The organism is Leifsonia sp. NPDC058194 (genome assembly GCF_042883605.1).
Lineage (GTDB): Bacteria > Actinomycetota > Actinomycetes > Actinomycetales > Microbacteriaceae > Leifsonia.
The window spans coordinates 181,296-203,568 of the sequence record NZ_JBHVVL010000006.1 but is presented as its reverse complement, the minus strand read 5'-3'; the positions used below and the strand labels follow the sequence as shown (position 1 = coordinate 203,568).

16 protein-coding genes are annotated in these 22,273 nt (G+C 66.9%); 12 read left to right on the top strand and 4 right to left on the bottom strand.

Features of this window, described 5'->3' with window-relative positions; all coding sequences use genetic code 11:
* From ACFVU2_RS19985 to ACFVU2_RS19975, 3 genes are all read right to left on the bottom strand, one after another.
* Positions 1–1,956: hypothetical protein (locus ACFVU2_RS19985; RefSeq protein WP_387878183.1), on the bottom strand; the 1,956-nt coding region annotated here is incomplete at its 3' end.
* A gap of 1,004 nt (positions 1,957–2,960) precedes the next feature.
* Positions 2,961–3,125, bottom strand: a complete 165-nt coding sequence (locus ACFVU2_RS19980) for a hypothetical protein (protein WP_387878181.1) — start codon at positions 3,123–3,125, stop codon at positions 2,961–2,963.
* Between the two features lie 181 nt (positions 3,126–3,306).
* The gene (locus tag ACFVU2_RS19975; protein ID WP_387878179.1) at positions 3,307–3,609 is read right to left on the bottom strand and encodes a hypothetical protein; all 303 of its coding nucleotides are present in this window, start codon (positions 3,607–3,609) and stop codon (positions 3,307–3,309) included.
* A 595-nt stretch (positions 3,610–4,204) separates the two neighbouring features.
* On the opposite strand from ACFVU2_RS19975, the gene ACFVU2_RS19970 reads away from it, so the two are divergent.
* From ACFVU2_RS19970 to ACFVU2_RS19940, 7 genes are all read left to right on the top strand, one after another.
* Positions 4,205–5,956, top strand: a complete 1,752-nt coding sequence (locus ACFVU2_RS19970; RefSeq protein ID WP_387878176.1) for a phage/plasmid primase, P4 family — start codon at positions 4,205–4,207, stop codon at positions 5,954–5,956.
* The gene (locus ACFVU2_RS19965; protein ID WP_387878173.1) at positions 5,953–6,834 is read left to right on the top strand and encodes a hypothetical protein; all 882 of its coding nucleotides are present in this window, start codon (positions 5,953–5,955) and stop codon (positions 6,832–6,834) included. Before ACFVU2_RS19970 ends, ACFVU2_RS19965 begins: the two co-directional genes overlap by 4 nt.
* On the top strand, positions 6,834–7,397 hold the full coding sequence (locus tag ACFVU2_RS19960; RefSeq protein WP_387878170.1) for a hypothetical protein: 564 nt from the start codon (positions 6,834–6,836) through the stop codon (positions 7,395–7,397). Before ACFVU2_RS19965 ends, ACFVU2_RS19960 begins: the two co-directional genes overlap by 1 nt.
* Before the next feature lie 46 nt (positions 7,398–7,443).
* Positions 7,444–7,911, top strand: a complete 468-nt coding sequence (locus tag ACFVU2_RS19955) for a hypothetical protein (RefSeq protein ID WP_387878167.1) — start codon at positions 7,444–7,446, stop codon at positions 7,909–7,911.
* Positions 7,912–8,496: 585 nt separating this feature from the next.
* Complete coding sequence (locus ACFVU2_RS19950; RefSeq protein WP_387878164.1) at positions 8,497–10,974, top strand: putative Ig domain-containing protein; 2,478 nt, start codon at positions 8,497–8,499, stop codon at positions 10,972–10,974.
* Between the two features lie 113 nt (positions 10,975–11,087).
* A complete protein-coding gene (locus ACFVU2_RS19945) occupies positions 11,088–11,411 on the top strand; it encodes a hypothetical protein (protein ID WP_387878161.1) in 324 nt (107 codons plus the stop codon).
* A 58-nt stretch (positions 11,412–11,469) separates the two neighbouring features.
* Positions 11,470–11,787 (top strand): hypothetical protein, encoded by a 318-nt coding sequence (locus ACFVU2_RS19940; RefSeq protein WP_387878160.1) that lies wholly within the window; start codon positions 11,470–11,472, stop codon positions 11,785–11,787.
* 56 nt (positions 11,788–11,843) lie between these two features.
* Here the strand turns inward: ACFVU2_RS19940 and ACFVU2_RS19935 are convergent, their stop codons facing one another.
* On the bottom strand, positions 11,844–12,116 hold the full coding sequence (locus ACFVU2_RS19935; RefSeq protein WP_387878157.1) for a hypothetical protein: 273 nt from the start codon (positions 12,114–12,116) through the stop codon (positions 11,844–11,846).
* Between the two features lie 402 nt (positions 12,117–12,518).
* On the opposite strand from ACFVU2_RS19935, the gene ACFVU2_RS19930 reads away from it, so the two are divergent.
* From ACFVU2_RS19930 to ACFVU2_RS19910, 5 genes are all read left to right on the top strand, one after another.
* Positions 12,519–14,756 (top strand): DNA topoisomerase, encoded by a 2,238-nt coding sequence (locus ACFVU2_RS19930; RefSeq protein WP_387878155.1) that lies wholly within the window; start codon positions 12,519–12,521, stop codon positions 14,754–14,756.
* 434 nt (positions 14,757–15,190) lie between these two features.
* Complete coding sequence (locus tag ACFVU2_RS19925; protein WP_387878152.1) at positions 15,191–16,057, top strand: hypothetical protein; 867 nt, start codon at positions 15,191–15,193, stop codon at positions 16,055–16,057.
* A 47-nt stretch (positions 16,058–16,104) separates the two neighbouring features.
* Positions 16,105–18,309: a hypothetical protein gene (locus tag ACFVU2_RS19920; RefSeq protein ID WP_387878149.1), complete on the top strand. Its 2,205-nt coding sequence runs from the start codon at positions 16,105–16,107 to the stop codon at positions 18,307–18,309.
* A 53-nt stretch (positions 18,310–18,362) separates the two neighbouring features.
* The gene (locus tag ACFVU2_RS19915; protein WP_387878146.1) at positions 18,363–21,707 is read left to right on the top strand and encodes a hypothetical protein; all 3,345 of its coding nucleotides are present in this window, start codon (positions 18,363–18,365) and stop codon (positions 21,705–21,707) included.
* 169 nt (positions 21,708–21,876) lie between these two features.
* The gene (locus tag ACFVU2_RS19910; protein ID WP_387878143.1) at positions 21,877–22,263 is read left to right on the top strand and encodes a hypothetical protein; all 387 of its coding nucleotides are present in this window, start codon (positions 21,877–21,879) and stop codon (positions 22,261–22,263) included.
* Positions 22,264–22,273: the final 10 nt, after the last annotated feature.

The following is a 22,273-nucleotide window of genomic DNA, read 5'->3' as shown; positions in this document are numbered from 1 at the left end:
CCGCGCGCGGCGGTGGTCGGCCAGGGCTCGGGGATCGTCGCGTCGACGTGGGTACATCGGCCACTCGATCTCGCCGCCTCGACGCGCATCGCCATCGACGGCGTGAAGCGACCTGTCCGTCACGTGCCTCCGCTTCGGCCGTTCCCACGGGGGAGTGGTCATCCGCTCGAACTCGGCTCGCCACCACCGCCAGATCATCCGGTCGACTTCGTGGCCGGCTACCCGAGCCTCGACCATGCCCGTGACTCCCAGTCGTTCGGCCGCGGATCGGCGGAGATCTCGTCGTCCAGCCGCCCACCCCTCAGGTGTGTTCCGTGCGAGCTTCAGCTTGCGGAGCCGGGACAGGATCTCGGCGGCCCGCTTGGAGCTGACCTGCAGGGTGCGTCCGAGGTCCTCCACGAGCCAGACAGCGCCGGCGCGCATCATCGCCCACACCTGGCCGGCTTGGTGACCGAGTCCCTGGTAGCTGAAGACGTCGTGCTGCAGGTCCGCGAGGAACTGCTCCAGCTGTTCGAGGGTCTCGGCTCGACGGGCGTAGAGCAGGCCCAGTTCAGAAGAAGGTCCGTGGGGGCGGGGTGTGATGTATAAGGGTTGTGTCGCACCTGTATCTGAAGGTGTGGAAAAGCCACGGCTCGAGATCAGAGACCACGCTGCGGCGTTGAGCTCCTGGGCGTCCTGGACCCGTGAGACCAGTCCGTCAACCTCCAGGCCGAGAAGGGCACGGGCGGCCGTGGAGTGGTCGATGTTGCAGAGCTCGGCGAGGGTGCGGGCCGAGGCGGCGACGGCGCTCTTGCCCGTGCGCAGGGTCAGGTATGCCAGGGCGGTGAGGACAGTGCGTCGGGTGGGGGCGCCGTAGCGACCACCCCAGCGTCCCGGGTTAACCCGGAAGCGTTCCAGAAGGTCCTCAGCCGCCATCACCTGGCGTCGCAGCGTGGCGATGTCTTTCGGTTCTGCTGCGGCCGGCGCCGTGGTGCGGACGCGGATGCGCTTCAGCGCCTTCTCCCACGCGTCCTCGAGGCGGGAGCGGGCCTCCTCGGCGCTCCGCGGCCGCCGTTGGCCTCGGTCGCCGGCTCGTCGGGTCCTGAAGTGTTCGAGGCCGGGTGCGACCTGGGCGATCGCGACGGCGTCTTCGAAGCTGAAGCCGTTGGACGCGAGGACCAGGAGGGCGGTGAATCCGGTGCGCGAGGGGTCGTCTCCGCCCCCGTCGACCTGGAGCCAGCGCTCCTGGGCCGGCGACAGCGTCCGGCGTCCGGTGAACTCGACGCTGCGCAGCTTGCCAGCGATCACGGCATCCTCGGGGGAGAGGGCCGGGGAGCGCTCCAGGAGCGCCTGCAGCAGCTGCTGCAGATCCTCGACCGTCGTCGACGGCGCGGTGAGGGAGTCGAGGGTCCCGCGCACGACGCGGGAGAACGAGCCATTGCGGTGAGGCGAGAGCGGAGGTCGGGCGCCACCGCGCTGCGGGTTGGACAGCATGCCTCGGTCCAGCCTCGGCAGCACGGCCTTCGCGGCGATGCCGATCGAGGCGACCAGCTCGGCGGGGGCGCCTTCTGCCATGGCGATCCAGATGTGGCGGCCGCCCTTGGAGGAGGACTCGCAGACGACATGGGGGATTGAGAGCTGGCCGAGCAGGATTGAAAGCGCGTCTGCGTGGTCCTGGGCTTCTTCGATGCTGACGGGGTCGCCGGCGACGACGTCGAAGTCGAACGCGATCAGCCAGTACGTGCAGCTGCGGTCCGCCAGGTGGACCAGCCACGGCGTCATCGGCACGACGGGACCCACGCCGTGCGCGAGCGTGTAGTCGTTGATCGGCTGGCCGTAGGCGTCGCGGGCGGACTTGTGCACTTCAGAGCGGGGCGAGATCAGGCGGGTCAGCTTCCAGGCGCGTTCCCACGAAGGCGACACGCCGGGGCTGATGGCGCGAGCGTCACCGTCGACGGGCGCGAGCAGCGCTACCATGTGAGCGTCCTTCCTTGAAAACGACATAGCTATGCCTCCCGGTTCTGCCGGGATGCCTGACTCAAAATCCAGCTCCGGTTCCTCCGCCAAGATTCACCGGACTGGCAACGAACTTCGGCCCGTCGCATCTGCGGCGGGCCATTCGTGTCTACGGGCTCTGGGTTCGCGCCTCCGTGGTGTCGATGCGGGCCCGCGCGGGTTCGTGCGGGAAGACCGTGGGGGAGAGGGGTCGAACGAGCTCGACGCCGGCCTGAGGCTCAGCGGAGCGGACGACTGGGGACACGCCGACACGCGGAATGCGCGTGCACATGACGGCATCGAGAATGTGCGCTACGATGACTGCCAACTCCTCTCAAGGGTGTTGAAGAGCCTCCGGGCTCTCCGGCTTTCTGGGGTGGGAGCCTGATCCGAGACTTTGGCGAGTGGTGGATCGGCTTCCAGGGGTGAACACGTGAGGAACGGCCCGCTCTGCGGGCCTTCTTCGTTTAAGCGGTGATGGGCAGCTCCAGACGCGAGGGGTCGGCCGGTCGCGGCGCGAACTCCAGGAGATTCGTGTCCTGCGCGATCAGCGAGGCGAGGTAGTCGTTGATGCTCATGCCGAGCTCGGCAGCCTTGCTTCGTGCTGCAATCGCCAGAGGAACAGGGGCGCGCGTACCGAGGAGTTCGCGCTGCCCAAGGGACTTACGGCCACCACGTGCGTTCGACATGTCCTGAGTCAAGCGTGAATCAGTAACAGTTACAGGAATTAAGGGGCCGCGTGTCGCAGACGCGACCTCGGAGTGCCGGCGGGAGATGCGACGGGGCGGTGTGATCGACGACCGCTCGTCGCTGTGCTCTCGTGCCAAAACCCTCTGTGCTCCCGGACTATCGCCTCATCGCACCCTGCGATAGGAGGCACCCCAACCTATCGGCGCGGGCAGCCTCGACGTTAGGTGAAAAAGTGCAGAAACGCACGTTTACGAGCGGATTGGCACCCAGTCTGGGGGTTAAAAAATCTTGGACGGTCAGCTGTTCGCCGAGACGTACGCGATGAACTGCCCCCAGGCCGCGTCCGCCGCTGCGAGGTCGTCGTAGGTGCCCAGGTGCCAGCGGTCTTCGGCCATCCCCTGGAGCTTGACCGAAACGGTCAGTTCGGCGCGGAAGTCACGCTCGCGAGTGCTGGGGACCATGCTCGTGATGTGAGCCGGGTTGATCCACCTCGACGCCGGCGTGCCGTCGAGCGCGGAATGAACCAGAGGCGCATCAGCCGCGGACGGCGGGAAGGGGATCAGGGGCACGGGGTCAGCGTAGCGGGCACCAGCAAGCGGCCAGACTTGTTGCGCGTGTGTTCGAGAACTCGATCGCCTGAACTCAGGGCACACCCAAGACCTGCTGCGCCGGAGGGAGAAGCGTGGCGGCGAGCCAGACACCAAATGAGAGCCCGACCGCAATCGATGGGGTGTAGACGATGGGTGGCCAAGCTTCCACCTCGAAGAAGCGCTCGACCGCCTCAGAGATCGCCCAACCGACCAAGAGCCCAGCTACTGCACCGGCGATTGCGAAGAACAGGGTCGGCGCAGGGTAGGTGTGAAAGGCTTCGACGACCTGGGACCAGAACTCTCGCCACGCGTCGGGAGGCGGGATGTCCTCGGCTCCGAACGGCATCGTGCTCACCCCCCTTGGTGCCTCACTGCGCGGCGCCAGATGACCGCGCAATACTGCGGGAATGGTAATCCTGACGGATACTCACACACCAGCGGTGCGCTTGCCTTTCTGGCGTCATGTACCTGCACGTACCTACAGGGGTCCAGGTACACGCCACGAAGCGGTAAAGCCCAGGTCAGCGAGCATATGTGGCGGAAGCCGGTGGAATCGTGCGCAGGCGATGAAATAGCTACCTGACCAGGGGAAACACACTTTGTACCTGGTGTACCTACACTTGGGCAACCTCTAATACGTGAAGAGCACGTGAGGGGGGTGATAAGCGAAGGGCTACGTCCATATGGTTTCTCTTTGAATCCAGGTACAGCAGGTACAACCCCCCAAATACCGCTCCACATCGTTGATTTTCCGCGGGCTGAGCTGTACCTGGTGGTGTAACTACAGGGGCCAATTTCGCAGGTACACCAGCAGTTACACGGGTTCTACTCGTAAACGAGCGGAAATGTCGTCAGGGCGTGCTACGGTGGCTCTCGCTCCTTTCACGCGGTACCACTCGACCAGACGGCCGAGCACGTGGAGGGAGAAGCAAAGCCACCGAAGGGACCCCATGGGATCGACAACCGACGACTCCGGCAGCCACGCCCCAGCGAGCAACGGCGCCGCTGTGCGGAGCATCTTCACGCCCACCTCGGCCGAGACCCTCATCGAGCGCACGGTCACCACCTACCTGGCTTCGATCATCGACGACCCTTCCGTGCCGCTCGGCACCATCCGTGATTCGCTACTGCAGCGCATCAACGCCGAGCTGAGCCTGGAGAACAAGCTCCGCAAGGACTCGTTCTCCCCCTCGCCGCCTCTGGTCAAGCTCCAGGTCCTCGACGAGCTCACCGTTGCGCGTGTGCTGCTCGCGCGCCACCGCATCGTCGCGGTGAGCCTGTCCGGCTCCAAGTCCCCCGACGACACCGTGCTGGCGATGTACAGCGAGATGGGGGAGACCGCCGGCCTCTACGTGGTCAGCGACGCACCGATCGCCCAGCTGGCCAGCGACATCCGACCGTCGTTCTCCGGCAACGCGATCGAGTCGCTGCTCAAGCGCCTGCGAATCCACGCCGAGGTCGTGGCGAAGACCACCGACGCGAACCTGATCCCGGTGGCCAACGGTGTCTTCGACCATGAGCGCCAAGAGTTGCTGTCGTTCTCGCCGGACTGGGTGTTCTTGGCCAAGTCGCCGGTCGATTTTGACCCGACTGCAGCGAACCCCGTGATCCAGACACCGCACGGTGACACCTGGGACGTCGAGACCTGGATCCAGGATCTCTCCGATGACGAAGGCGTCCCCGAGCTGCTCTGGGAGATCCTGAGCGCCGTCGTGCGTCCGGGCGTCCGTTGGAACAAGGCCGCGTTCTTCCACTCCAGCCGAGGCAACAACGGCAAGGGCACGCTCTGCGAACTGATGCGAGGCCTCGTCGGCCCCGGAGGGCACGCGTCGATTCCGATCGCGAACTTCGGCAAGCCGTTCGCGCTCTCCGAGCTCATTCATGCGCGGTCGATCATCACCGACGAGAACAGCGTTGGCGCGTTCGCCAAGGACCTCGGCGACTTCAAGAGCGTCGTCACCGGCGACACGTTCGTGCTCGACCGGAAGTACAAGGACCCCGTCTCGGTGAGCTTCTCCGGGATGGTCGTCCAGTGCGTGAACGACTTCCCGAAGAGCCGCGACAAGAGCGCGTCGTACAGCAGGCGCCAGCTGTTCGTGCCATTCAAGAAGTGGTTCGGCGACACCGAGCGCAGCTACATCAAGAGCGACTACCTGCGCCGCCCGGACGTGCTGCGGTACGTGCTGCGCCGGGCGCTGGCGATGCAGCACACCCAGTTCTCGAATCCGCAGGCGTGCCAAGACCTGCTCGAGCAGTTCCAGCGCGAGAACAACCCGGTTCGGGACTTCTGGCACGAGTTCAACGATCAGTTCGTCTGGGGTCTGCTGCCGACGGCGTTCCTCTACGACCTGTTCCTGGCCTGGTTCCGGAAGACGCACCCGTCTGGAGTGCCCGTCAACCGCAACGACTTCGCCTCACAGCTGGTCGAGGTGCTCGCCGGCGACGACAGCTGGAGCTACGTCGACCCGCAGAAGAAGCACCGCCCGGGTCGCAAGATGGACGCCCCCGAGCTGCTGATCGGCCAGTACGACCTGCGCGACTGGATGAATCAGAGCTACACGGGGACCGATCCGAAGAAGCGCTGCGCGCCCTCGCCGTTGAGGGCCAACTACATCGGCGTCGTCCGCCTCCCCGCCACGGGCTTCACGGGCCCTGGCACGACCACCCACGACCATGACGATCGAATCGAGGAGCACGCATGAACACGCAGACCGAGCAGTCGCAGCGGTTGGACGCCGACGAGCATGGCCGGCAAACAGTGATCGGAAGCCACTGGGCCACGGGGTTCCCTTCGCGGAGAGGGCTCGAGGAGCTCCGCAATCGCGACATCCGGAACTGGCTGCGGGTGAACGCTGAACGAGCGCGCGACGTCGCAGCTCGGATCGGTGAACCTCGGGCAGTAGCGGACGGTACGGCCGAAAGCGGCGCCGAGCTGCACGACGTGATCCACATGAACAACTACGAGGTGGGAGCCGCCGTTCGCGACGCCCTTGTCTTCCGGGGGTGGGGCTCGCAGAATCTGTTCCGCCCGGATATGGCCGGGCCGCGCTTCAGCGGGGAATTCGCCAGCAGCCTCCGCGAAGAGGTTTTCGACCACCGCTTCCTCGAGGCCTACGACGACGGAGCGGAGCCGATGTTCGTCTCCTACCCGTACGTGCTCAATCAGGTGCACCGCCCCCTGCTGTCGGCCCTCGCTCGGATGGGGTGGAACATCGCGATCAGCCCCTATGGCAACCGCGTGCGCAACGAGGGCCTCCGACTGAGCTTCTCCGAGTACCTGGAGTGCGAGGAGCATGTGCGTGGCATCGAGCGGGCGCGCTTCACGATCGAGGCGGATGAGTGGGGCGGCGCGATCCTCCCCACAGTGACTGCTGGACCAGGCAAGCACGTGGTGTCGGTGGACTCTCCGGACCTGTTCGACGCTGTGCTGAGCGGCCTACTCATCGACGCGAGCTGGGTGACGGTGCGGACTGATGAGGGAGGGCACCCGCTGCGTCCGAGCCTTGAGATTTGGTTCCACGAGGCCACGCACGCGGAGGCCTTCATCCAGACGCACCTCGCGAGGGGTGAGTGGTACTGATGGCGGCCGAGACGCACTTCCCCGAGCGCCAGCGCTGCAAGAAGTGCTCGAAGGGACTGGGCGCCGGCGGCGGCCCGGTGTTCCTCGGGCTCTTCTGCTCGCCGCGCTGTGCAGGCCTTGCCGAGCTGCACACCGACGCCGCGCGCGCTCCCCGAGAGTGCAGAACCGAGCGTGACGGCCGGTGGGAGTTCAAGCGCCGCTACCGCAGCGAGAGCGAGATCCCCGATCGTCTCCGCGCCGACCCGTCGACGTCGTGGTACTGGTGCACCGGCCATTGCGGCTCGCTGCACATCGGGCACTCCCGGATCGACCTGACGAAGGAGGCGTTCCGGATGATCCAGGACCCCACAGACCTGGCAGACCTGCTGATCAAGCTGCGGGGGAAAGCCACGCGCAAGCAGGTGGCCGAGGTGGCCGGCATCCGGCCGATCAGGCTCAAGGAGCTCGAGGAGCCGGGGACGGCCGAACGGGTCGATCTCGGAGCGCTGTTCAAGGTGCTCAGCGCCTACCGGACCCGGGCCGGAGTCGCGCTGCGCAACGAGCGGCGCTCCGCGACCACCTGACTGTGATGACAGCACCCACCACGAAAGCCGACGAGAGGCCAGGACGATGAGCAGAAGTACCGCACGACGCGCACCACGTAACGACCGCTACACGGAGGGCCTTGCGTCGGTCCTCACCACGGCGCTCAAGCGGCGCGGAATGAAGAAGGGCGACCAAGCGGTCCTGATCGCAGCGCGACCACTGGGTGGTGCGGAGGACGGCGGTCCGGCGGAGATCATCTGCGGGACCCGCCCGAACTACCCGCCCAAGGTCGAGTTGCTCGATCTCTCGCTCGAGGAGAGGCGTGTTGCCGAGCACATCCTCGCCGAGTCGCTGGAAGACCCCGCGTTCGAGCCGTGGTCAGACCTGGTTGTGGGGATCCGCGTGCGCACCGGCGGCATCGAGGTGGCGGGCATGCCGAGGCCGCTCGCTGCATTGGACGACCCGGCCCAGCGGCGCACCAGGGAGAGGTATCTCGCGAATCCTCCGCTGGCGCGGGTGGAGTCACTGCTGGCCATGATGAACGGGCGATGAGCCGGACGGCCGTCCTGGCCAGAAGGTGACCGACTCCTGACCAGAAGCCGGTCACCTTCTGTTCCAAGTTGCATAAACGACTGGTTTACGAGCAGAAACGACGTATTCGGATGATACGGTGAAGGCTGCCCCTCACCCGATACGGAGACCACCTGCATGTCAACGCCCAAGGCCGATGAGACCCCCCAGGAGCGACGGCGGAAGGGCTTCTTGCTCATCCCGTTGATCGGGATCCCACTTCTTCTCGGTGGCACAGTCGCGACGGTGGCCGCGGTCAACGCCGGCTTCAACACTCCTGTTGCGGCCTCAGCCTCTGCGGCCGATGCCCCCCGTATCCAGGCGGGCCCACTCGAGAATTCCCCCGCGGCCCCGACGGCTCCTGCGCCGGAGCCGACGGATGCTCCTGCCGCCCCCGCTGACGGTGTCGGCCCGAGCCAGGGCGGCAACGGGGCTCCGAGCACTGCGGCGCCGGTCGTCGCGCACGCGGCTCGACCGGCTGCATCGCCCAGTGCCGCTGCAACGCCTGCACCCTCGGCGTCCGCGAGCCCGACCTCGTCGCCGCGACCCACGGCGTCCTCGACGCCCGTGCCGGTACCGACCCGGACGACGACGCCGACTCCGGTGCCCACCGACTCGTCGACCCCGGGTGCGGGTGCGACCGCAGGCCCGACTCCCGAACCGTCCTCGACGCCTTCGCCGTCACCGACCCCCGGTTTCGGTGGCACGGCCGCTGATCAGCCGCAGCCGCTGGCGCAAGCCATCCAGGGCTACGGCTACAGCACGCTCATGCACGTGACGGGCAACTTCGACCTGACCGGGGCGGTCTGGGGCATCGCGCAAGGATCGCTCCCCGCCGGCCTGAGCATCGACCCGGCCGTCGGCACGATCGCCGGGACGACGACGGACGCCGTGGCGAACTACCAGTTCCAGCTCCAGGTCACCGGCCACTCAGGCGCGGTCACCGGATGGTTCTCCATCGACGTCGTCGCGCCGACCTCCGGGACGACCGACCCGGCTCCGGGTACGAACACCCCGACGCCCACGCCTGGTGGCGGTGGCGCCACGCCCGAACCCACCCAGACCGTTGGAGCGCCTGGGACTGGAACCGACCCGACACAGCCGGGCGGGTCCTCGACCCCGTTTCCGACCGACACCGCAACGCCCGCACCGAGCGACCCGACTCCTACGCCGACCCCGAGCGGCGGCAGCACGCAGCCGCCGAGCACGGGCGGAACGGGTGGGACAGGCCGCACCGACCCCACGACCAGCACGCCAGTGCCGACGAGTACGCCGGACCCTGGCAGCACCTCGACTCCGACACCGGGGGGGAGCACGCCGACGCCGACCGGCCCGCTGCAGATCGATCCGGGTACCGGCGGGTCTCAGCCGGATGTCCTGACGTTCACGCCGCCCGCCGGCGTCGCCGTCACCGTCGGCGCGCAGATCGACCAGACGATGACCGCCACCTCGAGCCTCGGCCTCGCCATCACCTACTCGGCGTCCGGCCTGCCCAGCTGGCTGACCTACACGGATGGCCGGCTCTTCGGGACCGCGCCGACCGTCGAGGGCAGCTTCAACGCCACCCTGACGGCGGCCGACGCCAAGAACACGGTCACACGACAGCTGACCGTGACGGTGAACCCGGACGCGATCCAGGCGAGCGCGGGCACGCTGTCCCTGACCCAGGGACAGAGCGGCTCGCTGGATCTGAGCGCGAGCGACGGGGCCAGCAACGCGAGCTTCACGTACTCGGTCACGCAGGCCGCCGGCGGCACGGCGTCGATCAGCGGAAGCACGCTCACCGCGACCTACTCGCAGCCGGGGTCCTACAGCATCACCGTGGGCGTCCAGGACACCAGCGCGCCGGGCGGTGACAGCATCACCCTCTCGATCCCGGTCGACGTGGCCCCGCTCCCGATCGCGCTTACCGCTGGCTCGCAGAACGCCACCCAGTACGTCGCGTTCAAGGGCACCCTGACCGCGACCGGCGGCTGGGGGCAGTACGCCTACACCGTGGTCGCGGGCACGCTGCCCACCGGGATCACCCTGGGCACTGACGGCACCCTGAGCGGCACACCGGCCGCCACCGGCTCGACGACCGCCACAGTTCAGGTGACGGACGCCAAGGGTCTGACCGCCCAGAGCTCCCTGACGTTCACCGTGGCCACCAACCCGGCGATCTCGCCGACGGCGACCATCACCGTGGGCAACGGAACGATCGACGAGGCGCTCTCGGCCGACGGCAGCAAGCTGTTCGTGCCCGCGAACCTCTCGCAGAACCTCAGCGTTGTCGATGCGTCCAGCAACGCCGTCCTCAGCACGCTCAAGCTGACCGTCGTGCCGAAGTCGATCAGCACGTCACCGGACGGCAAGTACATCGCGATCGGCAGCGGCAGCGCGGTCCAGATCCTCGACGCCAGTAGCTACGCGCTCGTGACGAGCATCCCGGGCACGAACATCCTCAACGCGCTCTGGTCGCAGGACAGCAGCCAGCTCTACGTGCTGCGCTCGACAGCCATCGGCGCTGCCGTCGACGTCATGAATGTGCCGACCTGGACGAAGGCGCGCACCGTGACGTTCGGAGGCACGCCCTACAACTGGGTCATGAGCATGAGGACTAACGGCCACCTTCTCGCCAACAGCGGATACTCCTCCAACCTGTACGACATCGATCCGGTCGCCGGGACCTCCTCTGTGGTCTGGACCAATGGCGCTTCGGGCATTGCCGTTTCCGTGGCCGCCCCCGACGGCACGGTGTGGACCGTGATCAGCGCCAGCCTGCGACACGTCGACGCCACAGGCAAGGTGATCGCGACGGTCTCGCTACCTGCAGGTACGTCGCCGAGCTCGATGGCCTTGTCGCCGGATGGACGGTGGCTTTACGCCCTCCGCGATGGCAGCGTGAACGTGGTGGACACCCAGCTGAACTCGGTGACGGCGACCGTCCCGGTCGATGGCGGCAATGGCGGCAAGATCATCGTCACGGCCTCCGGAACGAAGGTCTTCGCGACGGCGGGCAACAGCAAGACGACGGTCACCGTGCTTACCCCGGCCGTCAAGTAGCCCTTCCTCGTCGCGGCTCCGGAGCGAGCACTCCCCGGAGCCGCGCAGAAATCGCACAGGTCCTCGAAAACGAGAACTCCCGGCACCGGCTCGGCGGGCGATAAGATCGCACGATGAGCATGGGACACGTCGAGCGGTTGCTGTTGGCTGACACGGACTACCAGGCTGCCCTGGGTTTCCGTGACGTGGCGGAGGAGGTCCTGAAGCTGCGGGAGCAGCAGCGCGAGCTCTACACGGCGGTCGGCTCCGAGGTCCCTCTGGTGGTTCGTAAGGCGGTGGCGGACGCGCAGCGCGAGTACAAGCAGCTCAACCGGATCTGCCTGCGTCACGCCGCTCGGGTGCTGGACGCATCGCTCCACGCCGAGGGCAAGATGAGCGAGATGGAGTCGGCGGTCATCCTCTTCGACATCACGCATCCCGTGGTCGAGGCGGCGTGAAGGAACGCTACGGCGCGGCCGCGGCGATTCTGTCTGACGTGTGCGAGAGGGTAGGGGTGTGGACTTCTCCTACCTGATCAACAACGCCGCGTTCGTCTTCCTGCTGGTGGGGCTCGTGCTCGTCGCGATCGGCATCCGGCCGGGTAAGTTCCGCTCCGACGGCGACCGGGTGGTCCGCGAGAAGCCGCGCTGGCCACTCGTCTGGGCCGGGGTCGTCGTGCTCGCGCTCGGCGCCGTCTGGGGCCTGGTGCTCGCGATCGCGCTGGGCAACGCGCTCGGGGCCGTTCTGTCTGTCATCCAGCTGGGCATCTACGGCTACATCGTCTTCATGCTCGTGCGCATGCAGCGCCGCCTTCGGGCTCGGCAGGCCGGCTGACCGCGCGCAGGGAGCGAGAAGAAGCCCGGGTGGTGACCACCCGGGCTTCCCTCGTCCTACGGGTTGTTCTTCAGCACGGTGAAGGCGACGCACCAGACGAAGATGGTCCAGACGCCGACGCCGATGAACGACCAGAGGTAGGCGAGGGGCCACCCGCGGGTCTCCAGCTGCTGCCCGATGAGGATGCTGAGTCCCACCCAGGCGACGAGCGCGATGAGGCTCCACCTCGTGACGGCCTCCTGGTGACGGCGCGCCCAGCGGATGTTGTCCGCGAGCCGGTAGAGGCCTTCGATGAGGATGGCCTCGGCGAGCGTGTTCTTGAAGCGCATGGTGCGCTCCTTCCATGGTTGGTGTTGCGTGGATATTCGGACGAAGGGACTGCCCTTCTGTTCTTCTATGCGCGGCGGGTGCTCCCCGGCTGCTGCCTGAGCAAGGAGCGACCCCCCAAGGCCCTCTATGCGATGACTCCGAGGCCGGCTGTCTGCTGCTCTCATCGGTGATCCCGGAGCTGCTTCGCTGCTCGGTGGAGGCGTGCCGAAACCGAGCCGTGAACATGACGACGTCGCCGCTCTGCGGCCGTCAGTCAGAGCCGTGCCGGAGGCCGGTGATCCTGCCGTGAAACGCTGCCCCTACGTGGCTCGGACTGGGGTCGTGACACCTGCCGAGCGATTGAGTCGACATGTATAATCGACTCGTAAACGAGCAAAAATGAATACTTGAAGGAGTCATCTATGACCTTGGCGATCCTCACGGAGAAGCCCTCGGCGGGCCGGGCGTTTGCCGCCGCGCTTGGCGGCACGCAGGGCACCTTCAACGGCGAGTCCTTCGTCATCACCTCCGCGCGCGGCCACCTCTTCGAGCTGGCGCAGCCCGAGGCTCAGCTGATCGGCGCGACCCCGGCCGACGCCGCCGCGATGAAGTCGTGGGATCTCGGCAACCTGCCGTGGGACATCTCCCGGTTCTCCTGGTCGCGCGTGCCCATCACGGGCGCGGCCGACACCATCAAGCAGCTGCGGTCAGTCCTCTCGCGCGTCGACGAGATCGTCATCGCCACGGACCTCGACCCCACTGGGGAGGGCGACGCGATCGCCTGGAACATCATCGACGAGCTGAAGCTGCACGGGAAGAAGTTCTCCCGGATGGAGTTCACCGACGAGGCGCCGCCCTCGCTGCAGAAGGCGTTCGTCAAGCGCCGGGCCGTACAGTCGATGCAGACCGAGGGCGCCTACCTCAAGGCGAACTTCCGCGACCGGCTCGACTTCCTGACGATCCAGCACACGCGCATCGCGACGGTCTCGGCCGCTCAGCAGGCCGTGCTCCGCCAGGGTCGACTGAAGTCGGTCATGGTGAAGCTGGTCGGCGACCAGCTCGCGGCCTACCAGAACTACGTCAAGGTGCCGATGTATCAGAACCGGTTCCGCGACGAGAACGGCGTGCTATACACGAACCCGGAGGAGCCGAAGTTCGCCACCGAGGCCCAGGTGCCGCGGGGCTACTCGGCGTCGAACGTCGTCCTGGACAAGCGCTCGGACAAGGCCACCGCGCCGCGCCGGATGCTGGACCTGGCCGGCCTCTCGGCCCGACTCTCGAGCAAGGGCGTGAAGGCCGATCAGGTTCTGGCGGTCTACCAGAAGATGTACGAGAACCAGGTCGTTTCCTACCCGCGCACCGAGGACAAGACGATCACGACCGAGCAGTTCAACGAGCTGCTGCCCTACGTGAACAAGATCGCCGGCGTGGTCGGTGTCGACGTGGCCCTGCTGACCCATCGGCAGCCGCGCAAGACGCACGTGAAGGACGCCGGGGCGCACGGCGCGAACCGGCCGGGCCCGAAGGTTCCGGCGTCCCTGGATGCCCTCAAGGCGACCTACGGTGCGATCGCGCCGCTGATCTACGAGGAGCTGGCCCGCTCGTTCCTGGCGATGCTCGCCGAGGACTACCTCTACGAGTCGCAGGAGGGACACATCGAGCGCTACCCGGCGTTCGTCGGCCGTGCGAGCGTGCCGAAGAGCCTGGGCTGGAAGCAGGTGTTCTTCGACGCCGACGACAAGGACGACGACGAAGAGGACACCGAGAACGCCAAGGGCCTCGGCACCGTCGGCCAGCCGATCGTCTACGAGATCGTCCCGCCGCGGCCGGAGCACCCCTCCATGAAGTGGTTGATGAAGCAGCTGGAGAAGCGCGACGTCGGCACCGGTGCGACGCGCACGAGCACCTACGCCGACGTCACCAACTCCCGCTCGAAGTACCCGCTGCTCAGCGAGACGCGAGGCAAGATCACGATGTCGGAGTACGGCACGATGAGCCACCGTCTGCTGCCGGGCACGCGGATCGGCGACCTCGACCTGACCGAGCAGGTCTACGCCACGATGCGCGCCGTTGCCGAGGGCAAGACGACGGCCGAGAAGGAGTTGGCCGTCGTCGCGCAGTGGGTTCGCGACGACATCCAGACGATGCAGGCGAACGCCGTGGTGATGCGGAGGGAGCTTGGCTTGAGCGAGGTGCAGCAGCAGAAGGAGAAGCACGAAGGGACCTGGGTGGTCACCGGCGAGGTGGTGAAGTTCAACCGCGAGTGGTCGGGGCACACCTTCACCGACATGGAGCTGGAGGACCTGTTGGCCGGCAAGGAGATCGCCTTCGCCGCGGTCTCGCAGCGCACGAACAAGCCCTTCGACGCCCGCGGGAAGCTCGCACCACAGACCTTCGAACGTAACGGCAAGAGCTACGCGTTCATCGGCTTCAAGCCGGACTTCACGCCGAAGACCGACGCGCTCGGCAACCAGATGCCGCCGAAGGCGTGGTGCGATCACACCTTCACGCCCGACGAGACCTCCAAGCTCGTGGCGGGGGAGAAGGTCTACATCGACGACTTCGTCAGCCGGAAGGGCAAGTCGTTCGCCGCGACGATCCACTTCGGCACTGAGCCGGGCGGCAAGGACAAGAAGATCATCGCCGAGTTCGGCAACTGAGCCTCGCGGGGCCGGGACAAGGGCGTCCCGACCCTTCGAGCACGAAGGCCGCCGGGGGCCCCTGGAAGAACCGTCCAAAGTATCCAGGGGCCCGCGCCGGCGGCGGCCGGGGGAGCCCATCGCCTCCCCGACGGGACCATTGAAACAGCAGTAAGTTGCGTTTCGCAACTAGTACCGCACCGCATGGCGTGTTGTACCGCGAGGCGGTACTAGGCCTGGCGAACCCGTCCCCTGGACCACCCTCCTGCGCTACCCAAAGGGCGCGTGCCGGACGCCGCGCGAGGGCGACGCGGACCGTGGTGCCCTGTCACTCGAATAGGGGCAATCTGACATGCATTCTTGCTCGTTTTCCAGCAGAAAACGCGTTTTTGCACTGTAGACTTGAGCCTGATCAGGGGCCGCACCGCGCCCGAACCGGACCAGGAGGCGAACGAGTGGCCAAGAGCATCTACAAGATCCCGAGCTCGCTGGACCGGTCCTTCCTCGACCACGAGATCGCGCTGAGCGGCGGCGGCTGGCAGATGCGGCCACTGCCCCTGAAGGTCATCCTGTTCTGGGCCGGATCGATCATGGCCATGTTCTGGGTGCTCACGAGCACCTTCCTCAAGGACGCGGACTTCTGGCTGCTGTTCCTGATCGTGATCTGGTGGTTTCTCGCGACGGCCTTCCTCGGCAAGTACTCCAAGACCAAAGAGCTCAAGCTGAAGAGCGTCCCCGCGCTGATCAACTACGTCTCGCCTTCTTCGCGGAAGGTCGTCACGCGGACCTCGGCGGACCCGAGCCACTTCTACTCGATCGTCGGCATCGACGAGGTCGACGAGTCCGGCCTGATCACGTGGGCCGACGGCACCGTGGGGCGCGCCTACCTCGTCGTGGGCGCCGCATCCGTCCTCGTCTTCGCCCAGGACAAGATCGCGATCCTCGACCGCGTGGATGCCTTCTACCGCAAGATCGACACCACCGCGGAGGCGATCTGGCTCACGACCAAGGAGCCCCAGCGCGTCTACCGCCAGCTGGCGAACCTGGAACGTCGCAACCAGCGCCTCCGGGTCCAGGACCCGGAGCTGTTCGAACTCATGGAGGAACAGCACGCGATCCTGACGAAGTACGTCGGCGGGTCCTTCACCTCCATCCACCAGTACCTCGTGCTCAAAGCCGACAACCTGGAGGCCCTCCGCCGAGCGCACACGGTCGTGCGGGCAGAGGCCGAGGAGTCCTCGCTGATGATCAAGCAGCTCACCCAGCTGGAGCAGGAAGACACGAACGAGATGTTCCGGGCCGTCTACACACTGACCAGCTGACACGGACGACATCCCGACCCGCAAAGCCACGAACGACAAGGACCATCATGACGAACACCACCCCGGGTACCAGCCCGTTCGGCAGCGGTGAGGGCGGCTTCGCGACCCTGCGGCAGGCCGCGGCGCAGGCGCAGCCCGCCGAGGCGAAGCGTGACGCGGAGGCAGCAGCCGACCCCTACGCCGGGATGACCCCGGCGCAGCGCCGCGCAGCCGAGCGCGCCCAGCGTCAGCTCAAGGGAACGTTCGAGAACTACCCCCACCTGCTGGCGATGAAGCCGCGCGAGGGCTACCAGTTCCGCAGCGACTACTTCCAGGTCGACGGCGGCGTCGCGTGCATCCTCGGGTTCTTCCACGACGAGGCCGCCCGCGACGACTTCGGCGCGTTCTGGGGCATCAACCGCATCCCAGCCGGCCTGAACGACGGCGTCAGCGTCGTCGTGCTCGAGCAGGTGCGCCGCATGGGTGAGAAGTGGATCGACGACCACATCGCCAGCACGGAGAAGCTGGACAAGCTCGACAGCGGCGAACAGGCCTCGACCGGTACCGCGACCTCCCGGCGCAAGGCGCAGAAGGTCTCCGGTGACGTCAGCGAGGCCACTGCCGAAATCCAGGACGGCGCCAGCTACCTGCACATCCACAACCGACTCTTGGTGAAGGCCCCGTCCCTCTCCGCGCTCGACGAAGCGCTCGAGCGCATCACGCGCCTGTACGTGGACCGCTTCGGCACCCTGACCGTGGCCGCCTACCCCGGCGAGCAGCGCCCGGAGCTGACCGGGCTGTTCCGCAAGAACGACAAGAAGCGCGGCCGCGGCCAGCACTTCACCTCGGTCGAGTTCGCCGGCTCCCACTCGCTGGTCACCAACGGCCTCAACGACCCGGCCGGCGAGTACGTGGGTTCGATGCTCGGCGACGTGAACAACTCGGCGGTGCTGTTCAACGTGAACGACTACGAACGCCACGTCGTCGTCGCGGACTCCACCATCAACCCGGTCCTCGACCGCGCCTTCGTCCCGGACATGTGGGGCAGCAAGCTCAGCCAGAGCGCGCTGTTGAACAACGGGCGGGTCGTGCACCTGGTGCTCGACGGTGCCAATCTCGACGTCCTCGGTCCGAAGCTGACGAACCTGACCGCTCGCCTGGACATGAGCTCCGGCGACATCAACATGTTCGAGATGTTCGGCAGCCGCGAGGACGAGCTCGCGATCTTCCCGGCCCACCTGGAGAAGATCGTGCTCATGGCCGAGCAGGCCTACGAGACCAACGACAGCGACCGGTCGATCATCCGCGGCTCGCTCAAGGAGACGCTGACCACCTTCTACCTCGACAAGGGGATGTGGTCACGTAACGCCAAGGAGAACCGGGAGCGTCTGCGCCTGGTGAACCTGCCGCACCGTCAGCTGCCGCGCCTGCAAGACCTGGTCTCCTACTTCGACACTGAGTACCGGGCCCTGGCGAACAGCACGGCGCGCGACGACCAGATGCTGAAGGCGTACAACGTGCTCCGGCTCGTCTTCAAGGACCTCCTCGACAACAACGGCGACCTCTTCAACACGTTCACCGCTGACGCGATCGACGGGGTGAAAGAGGCACGCCGGGTGCTCTACGACTTCTCGAAGCTGCTGCGCCGAGGAAAGGGAGTCGCCATGGCCCAGCTCGTGAACACGGTCGGCTTCGCGGTCGACAACCTGGGGCTCGGCGACACGGTGATCATCCACGGCACCGAGTACATCGACGCTCGCGTGAAGGAGTACATCACCACTCAGTTCGAGCGCCTCTTCGCGCGCGGCGGCCGGGTCGCGTACCTCTACAACGACATCGACAAGATGCTCGCGGACGCGGCGTTCAACCGCTTCGACCGCGCCGACTGGACGGTGCTCGGCCCGATGAGCGAGAACACGATCGCCGCCTACCAGAAGCAGCTCGCCCAGGACATCCCGCCGGACCTGGAGCGACTGGTCACCACCAAGGGCCAGGGCCTCGCGTACCTGCGCCGCGGCGTGACGAACGTGGTCTTCCACCTCGACCTCGCCCTCGGAGTGAACCCCGCCCGAGCCGCGCAGCGTGCCCGCATCGAGGCCGCGCAGCAGGCCGCGGCCGCGCGACGAGCCACACGCTTGCCGGTCGCTGCTGTCCGCCCCTCGGAGCCCACCCAGACGGAAGCCCCGAGGCGACCGCTGATGCGGCCCAGGGCGCTTCCCGGCGGGCACGAGGCACCCGCGGAATCCCCGACACGCATGGCCCCGACGCGATGAAGAGTCACCGGAGTGCAACCACCCAGTCACGACACGACGAGCAAGGACAGACCATGACGGAGACCACGAAGAACCAGGGGGCACCCCGCAGCCTCCTGGCCTTCCTGCGCGAGGGCCGCGCCGGCGACGAGCGTCGGATGAAGACCGCCAGCCCGCGCACCCGGAAGCGCTTCTGGGGGCCGCGACGGCTCCTGGCCCTCGGCATGCTGCTGCTGCTGCCGTTCGTCGGCGTATTCGGCGCCACCGCAGCGTTCGCAGACAGCTCGGGCTCGAACAACAACGACTCGATGCAGTACTCGTTCTACAAGGTCGCGTCCTCGACGACCGCGTTCTTCTCCACCGTGCAGCAGCCGGACAGCTCGATGAAGTTCAGCGGTAGCTGGACGTCCTTCATGAAGGACCCCGGCTCGGCAGGATCCCTGCTCGGCTATGCCGACCCTGACTTCAGCTCCGTCTCCGGGTGGCTCGCATCCAAGCTCTCGGGGTCCTCCGATGCGATCGGATACGACACCCTGCAGATGCGCGGCTCCGGAGACTCATCGAGCTACGCGAACACGAACTTCCAGGGCATGGTCAACTACGCGCACTTCGGTGCGACCCTCAAGGGCCTCGGCCTCGATGGCACCAGCACCGGCCTCTCCGTCGGGTTCATGAACTGGCTCGGCGGGGGCCTCATCATGCTGCTGTTCGTCATGGGTGGTGCGGTCGACTTCGTCTTCAACGCCATCATCGGTGTCCTCAGCCTGCTGAACCCCTTCAAGCTGTTCTTCGCCGCCGTCAATGCGATCTCCCCGAACCTGGCCAACGGTATGGTCGGCAACGGCTCGCCCGACGTCGGGCCGCTGAATGGACTCGTCAGCTGGATCGGCGGCTGGTACCAGGTGCTCAACGCGCTGTCCTGGCAGGTCATGGTGCCGCTGTTCATCGCGGTGCTGCTGTTCTCCCTGTTCATGTTCAAGAAGATGGACCGAGGTGGGGCGCTCAAGAAGATCCTGATCCGCGTCGTCTTCATCGGCATCGGCCTGCCTCTCCTGGGCACGATGTACACCGGCATGCTCGACTCGATGGCCACGGCGACGCAATCGGGCGGAACCGGATCCGCCCGAGTGGTCATGAGCACGTACGTCGACTTCGAGAACTGGGCGATGAACAGCCGGCTCGCCATCCCCTCCGACGCCGTCATCGAATGGGACCCTTCCTCGTCCCAGCCGAGCGGAACGGCCCAGTCCGACATCCGCAACACGGCTCTGGCGATCAACAACCAGTCACTCGCGATCGGCCTCAGCCCGATCGTCTCCTCGGGCAGCTCCGACGCGAGCTGGGCGAACCAGATCATGCAGGGTGGGAGCGCTGACGCCGCGACTCCGGAGCTGACGTTCGCGAAGACCGTCGACATGCTCTGGCGGTACATGCAGGGCTCCCAGGTGTCCTCCGCCTCGTTCGAGACGATCGCCAAGGGTGACCTCAGCCAGTCGGACTACTACAACTCGAACGCGAGCACGGTCAAAGGGTGGTTCGACAACCTGACCGGCGATGCCAACGCCCTCAACAGCGCCGATCCGACGCAGAATCCGCTCGTCGCGGTGACCCCGGGGACGGGCCTTCGGGCGACCGACAACGCGGGGGTGACGAAGTTCACCTCGGCGATTGCCAACTGCGCGTGGAGCGGCACGAGCATCGTGAACGTCTCCGGCGGAGCCCCGCGCGCGTGCAACCTCTCGCCACTGGCGATGTACAACTACCTGAACACGGACTTCGACTCGACCTCGATGCGGATGTACTCCTCCTCGAATGTCGCCTCCGAGGCGACCCGGTCGATCCACAACTCCGTCGACCAGGTCGGTACCGGAACGATGAGCTTCCTGTACTGGCTGAACGCCGCCGTGCTGCTGGGGGCGTTCGTGCTCATCGGTCTCGGCTACTCGTTCACGCTGCTGTTCGCCAGCATCCGTCGCTCGTTCCAGATCGTGACCGCTGTCCCGTTCGCCACGCTCGGTGCGATCGCGGCCATCGCGAAGGTCGTGGTCTACTCCGTCGCGCTGATCCTGGAGGTCGTCGTAACGATCTTCACGTACCAGCTGGTCCAGCAGTTCCTGACCTCGCTGCCGCAGATCATCGAGATGCCCTTCGCGACGTTCCTGAACAACGGCTCGGGCGGTACCGTGGCGGGCTTCGTGGCGTGGCTCGTCAGCGGTTGGGGGTTCGGCCTGGTGGTCAGCCTGCTCTCCATCATCGGCGTCATCGCCTTCACCGTCCTGGCCATGCGGATCCGCAAGGTCCTGGTGAAGGCCATCGAGGAGGCCGTGACCAAGCTCGTCGAGAAGTTCATGGACACCCAGGTCGGGATGCCCGGCGGCGGCAAGCTCGCGCCGGCCCTCGCCGGTGGCCTGGCCCAAGGTGCCGGTGCCGCCGCCGCGAACCGGATGATGACCGGCGGCAACAAGGGCGCTATCGGGAACCAGCTCCCTGGCGCCAACCAGCCCGGCGGCCCGGACGGTGTCGCCACCGCCGGCGGCACGACTTCGACCGACCCCGGCCCTGACGGCGGCGATGGCCAACTCGAGCTCACCGGATCGGTCAAGGGCGCCGAGGGCAACGGTGACCCCGGGTCCGGTATGAGCGGCCTGCCCTCGGGCAACGGCGACGGCTCGGCGGTCAAGGACGAGGTCGCTCTCGGCCGCAGCGTCGAGCAGAACGGGCTCTCCAAGCCCGGCGAGATGCGCGCGCCCCAGGTCGGCGATGACGCCATGAGTTCTGCGTCCGAGTCGATCGACAAGTCCGCTGCCGGCTACAAGGCTGCCGACAAGAAGACCCTCGAGGCGGGCACCGCCGGCGCGAAGGCAGTCGGCAACGGCGCAGTCGCAGCCGGGAAGGGCGTGGCGGGGGACTACGCCGGAGCCGCGAAGTCCGGAGGCAAGGCGCTCGAGCAGGGCGGGAAGGCGGCCGCGGCCGCTCAGCAGGCCAAGCAGCTGAACGCCAACGCGGGACGCAGCACGCTCGACAAGCCGAGCCCGAAAGCCGCTCAGCGTTCCGCGCAGCGTGCAGCGACCGCCAACCAGGTCTCGCAGGCCGGTGGAGCGGTCTCCCGCGCCGCGGGGAGCGTGGGGGGTGGCAAGGCTGGTGGGGTCGCCAAGCCGCAGCCGAAGAGCGCGCCCCCGGCTCCCCGGAAGGTGCAGCCCGCACCGCAGCCGAAGCAGCAGGTGCAGCCCGCGCCCAAGGCCACCCCGGCCGCACCACAGCCGAAGGCGCCCAAGGCCGCCCCCACCGCGCCGCAGCCGAAGGCACCGAGAGCCCCGAAGCCGGCGCCGCAGCGCGCTCCGCGACCGATGGCTCAGGCTCCCAGGTCCTCGGCCCCGCAGGGGTCGAAGTCCGAGACGGACAAGAGCGGGACTCGGTAGCGCACTGGCCGGTGACCACCACGATCAAGCAGGTGGTCACCGGCCCAAGACACACCCCCGTAAAAGGGACATTTCTGCTCGTTTACCAACAAAAAAACATGTAATGTAGACGCTGGGGCGCAACGCTCCACGCGGACCACACCTTAGAAACCAAGAGCGAGGACAGCGCATGAGCACCACCACCACTGCCATCATCGAGAACGCCGTGAGTGGCCACATGGCCCCGACCCTGCCGACGGCGAGCTGGGACCTGATCTCGGCGCTCGCGAACAGCAAGAACTACCTCGGGCTCGCCGGCGGAGGCCTCGTCACGCTGCTCGGCCTGGCCGCTGTTGTCTGGGCCGCGGTGCTGATCATCAAGAAGTTCTTCGGCAGCCACCAGAACGGCGCGGGCGAGCCGTGGGTGAAGATCATCCTCATGATCATCGTCGGCGGCGCCATGATGACCGGCGGCATCACCCTGATCACCGATATCGCCTCCGGAGGCCAGAAGACGATCCAGGACCTCGGCGGCGGCTTCATCATCCTCAAGGGCACGCTCGGACTGGGGCGCTAGCCCAACCCGG

Excerpts from the sequence above, each read along its gene's own strand:
- ACFVU2_RS19980 (WP_387878181.1), bottom strand. The coding sequence starts at position 3,125 with ATGGTCCCCAGCACTCGCGAGCGTGACTTCCGCGCCGAACTGACCGTT.
- ACFVU2_RS19970 (WP_387878176.1), top strand. The coding sequence starts at position 4,205 with ATGGGATCGACAACCGACGACTCCGGCAGCCACGCCCCAGCGAGCAAC.
- ACFVU2_RS19965 (WP_387878173.1), top strand. The coding sequence starts at position 5,953 with ATGAACACGCAGACCGAGCAGTCGCAGCGGTTGGACGCCGACGAGCAT.
- ACFVU2_RS19960 (WP_387878170.1), top strand. The coding sequence starts at position 6,834 with ATGGCGGCCGAGACGCACTTCCCCGAGCGCCAGCGCTGCAAGAAGTGC.
- ACFVU2_RS19955 (WP_387878167.1), top strand. The coding sequence starts at position 7,444 with ATGAGCAGAAGTACCGCACGACGCGCACCACGTAACGACCGCTACACG.
- ACFVU2_RS19945 (WP_387878161.1), top strand. The coding sequence starts at position 11,088 with ATGAGCATGGGACACGTCGAGCGGTTGCTGTTGGCTGACACGGACTAC.
- ACFVU2_RS19935 (WP_387878157.1), bottom strand. The coding sequence starts at position 12,116 with ATGCGCTTCAAGAACACGCTCGCCGAGGCCATCCTCATCGAAGGCCTC.
- ACFVU2_RS19930 (WP_387878155.1), top strand. The coding sequence starts at position 12,519 with ATGACCTTGGCGATCCTCACGGAGAAGCCCTCGGCGGGCCGGGCGTTT.
- ACFVU2_RS19920 (WP_387878149.1), top strand. The coding sequence starts at position 16,105 with ATGACGAACACCACCCCGGGTACCAGCCCGTTCGGCAGCGGTGAGGGC.
- ACFVU2_RS19915 (WP_387878146.1), top strand. The coding sequence starts at position 18,363 with ATGACGGAGACCACGAAGAACCAGGGGGCACCCCGCAGCCTCCTGGCC.
- ACFVU2_RS19910 (WP_387878143.1), top strand. The coding sequence starts at position 21,877 with ATGAGCACCACCACCACTGCCATCATCGAGAACGCCGTGAGTGGCCAC.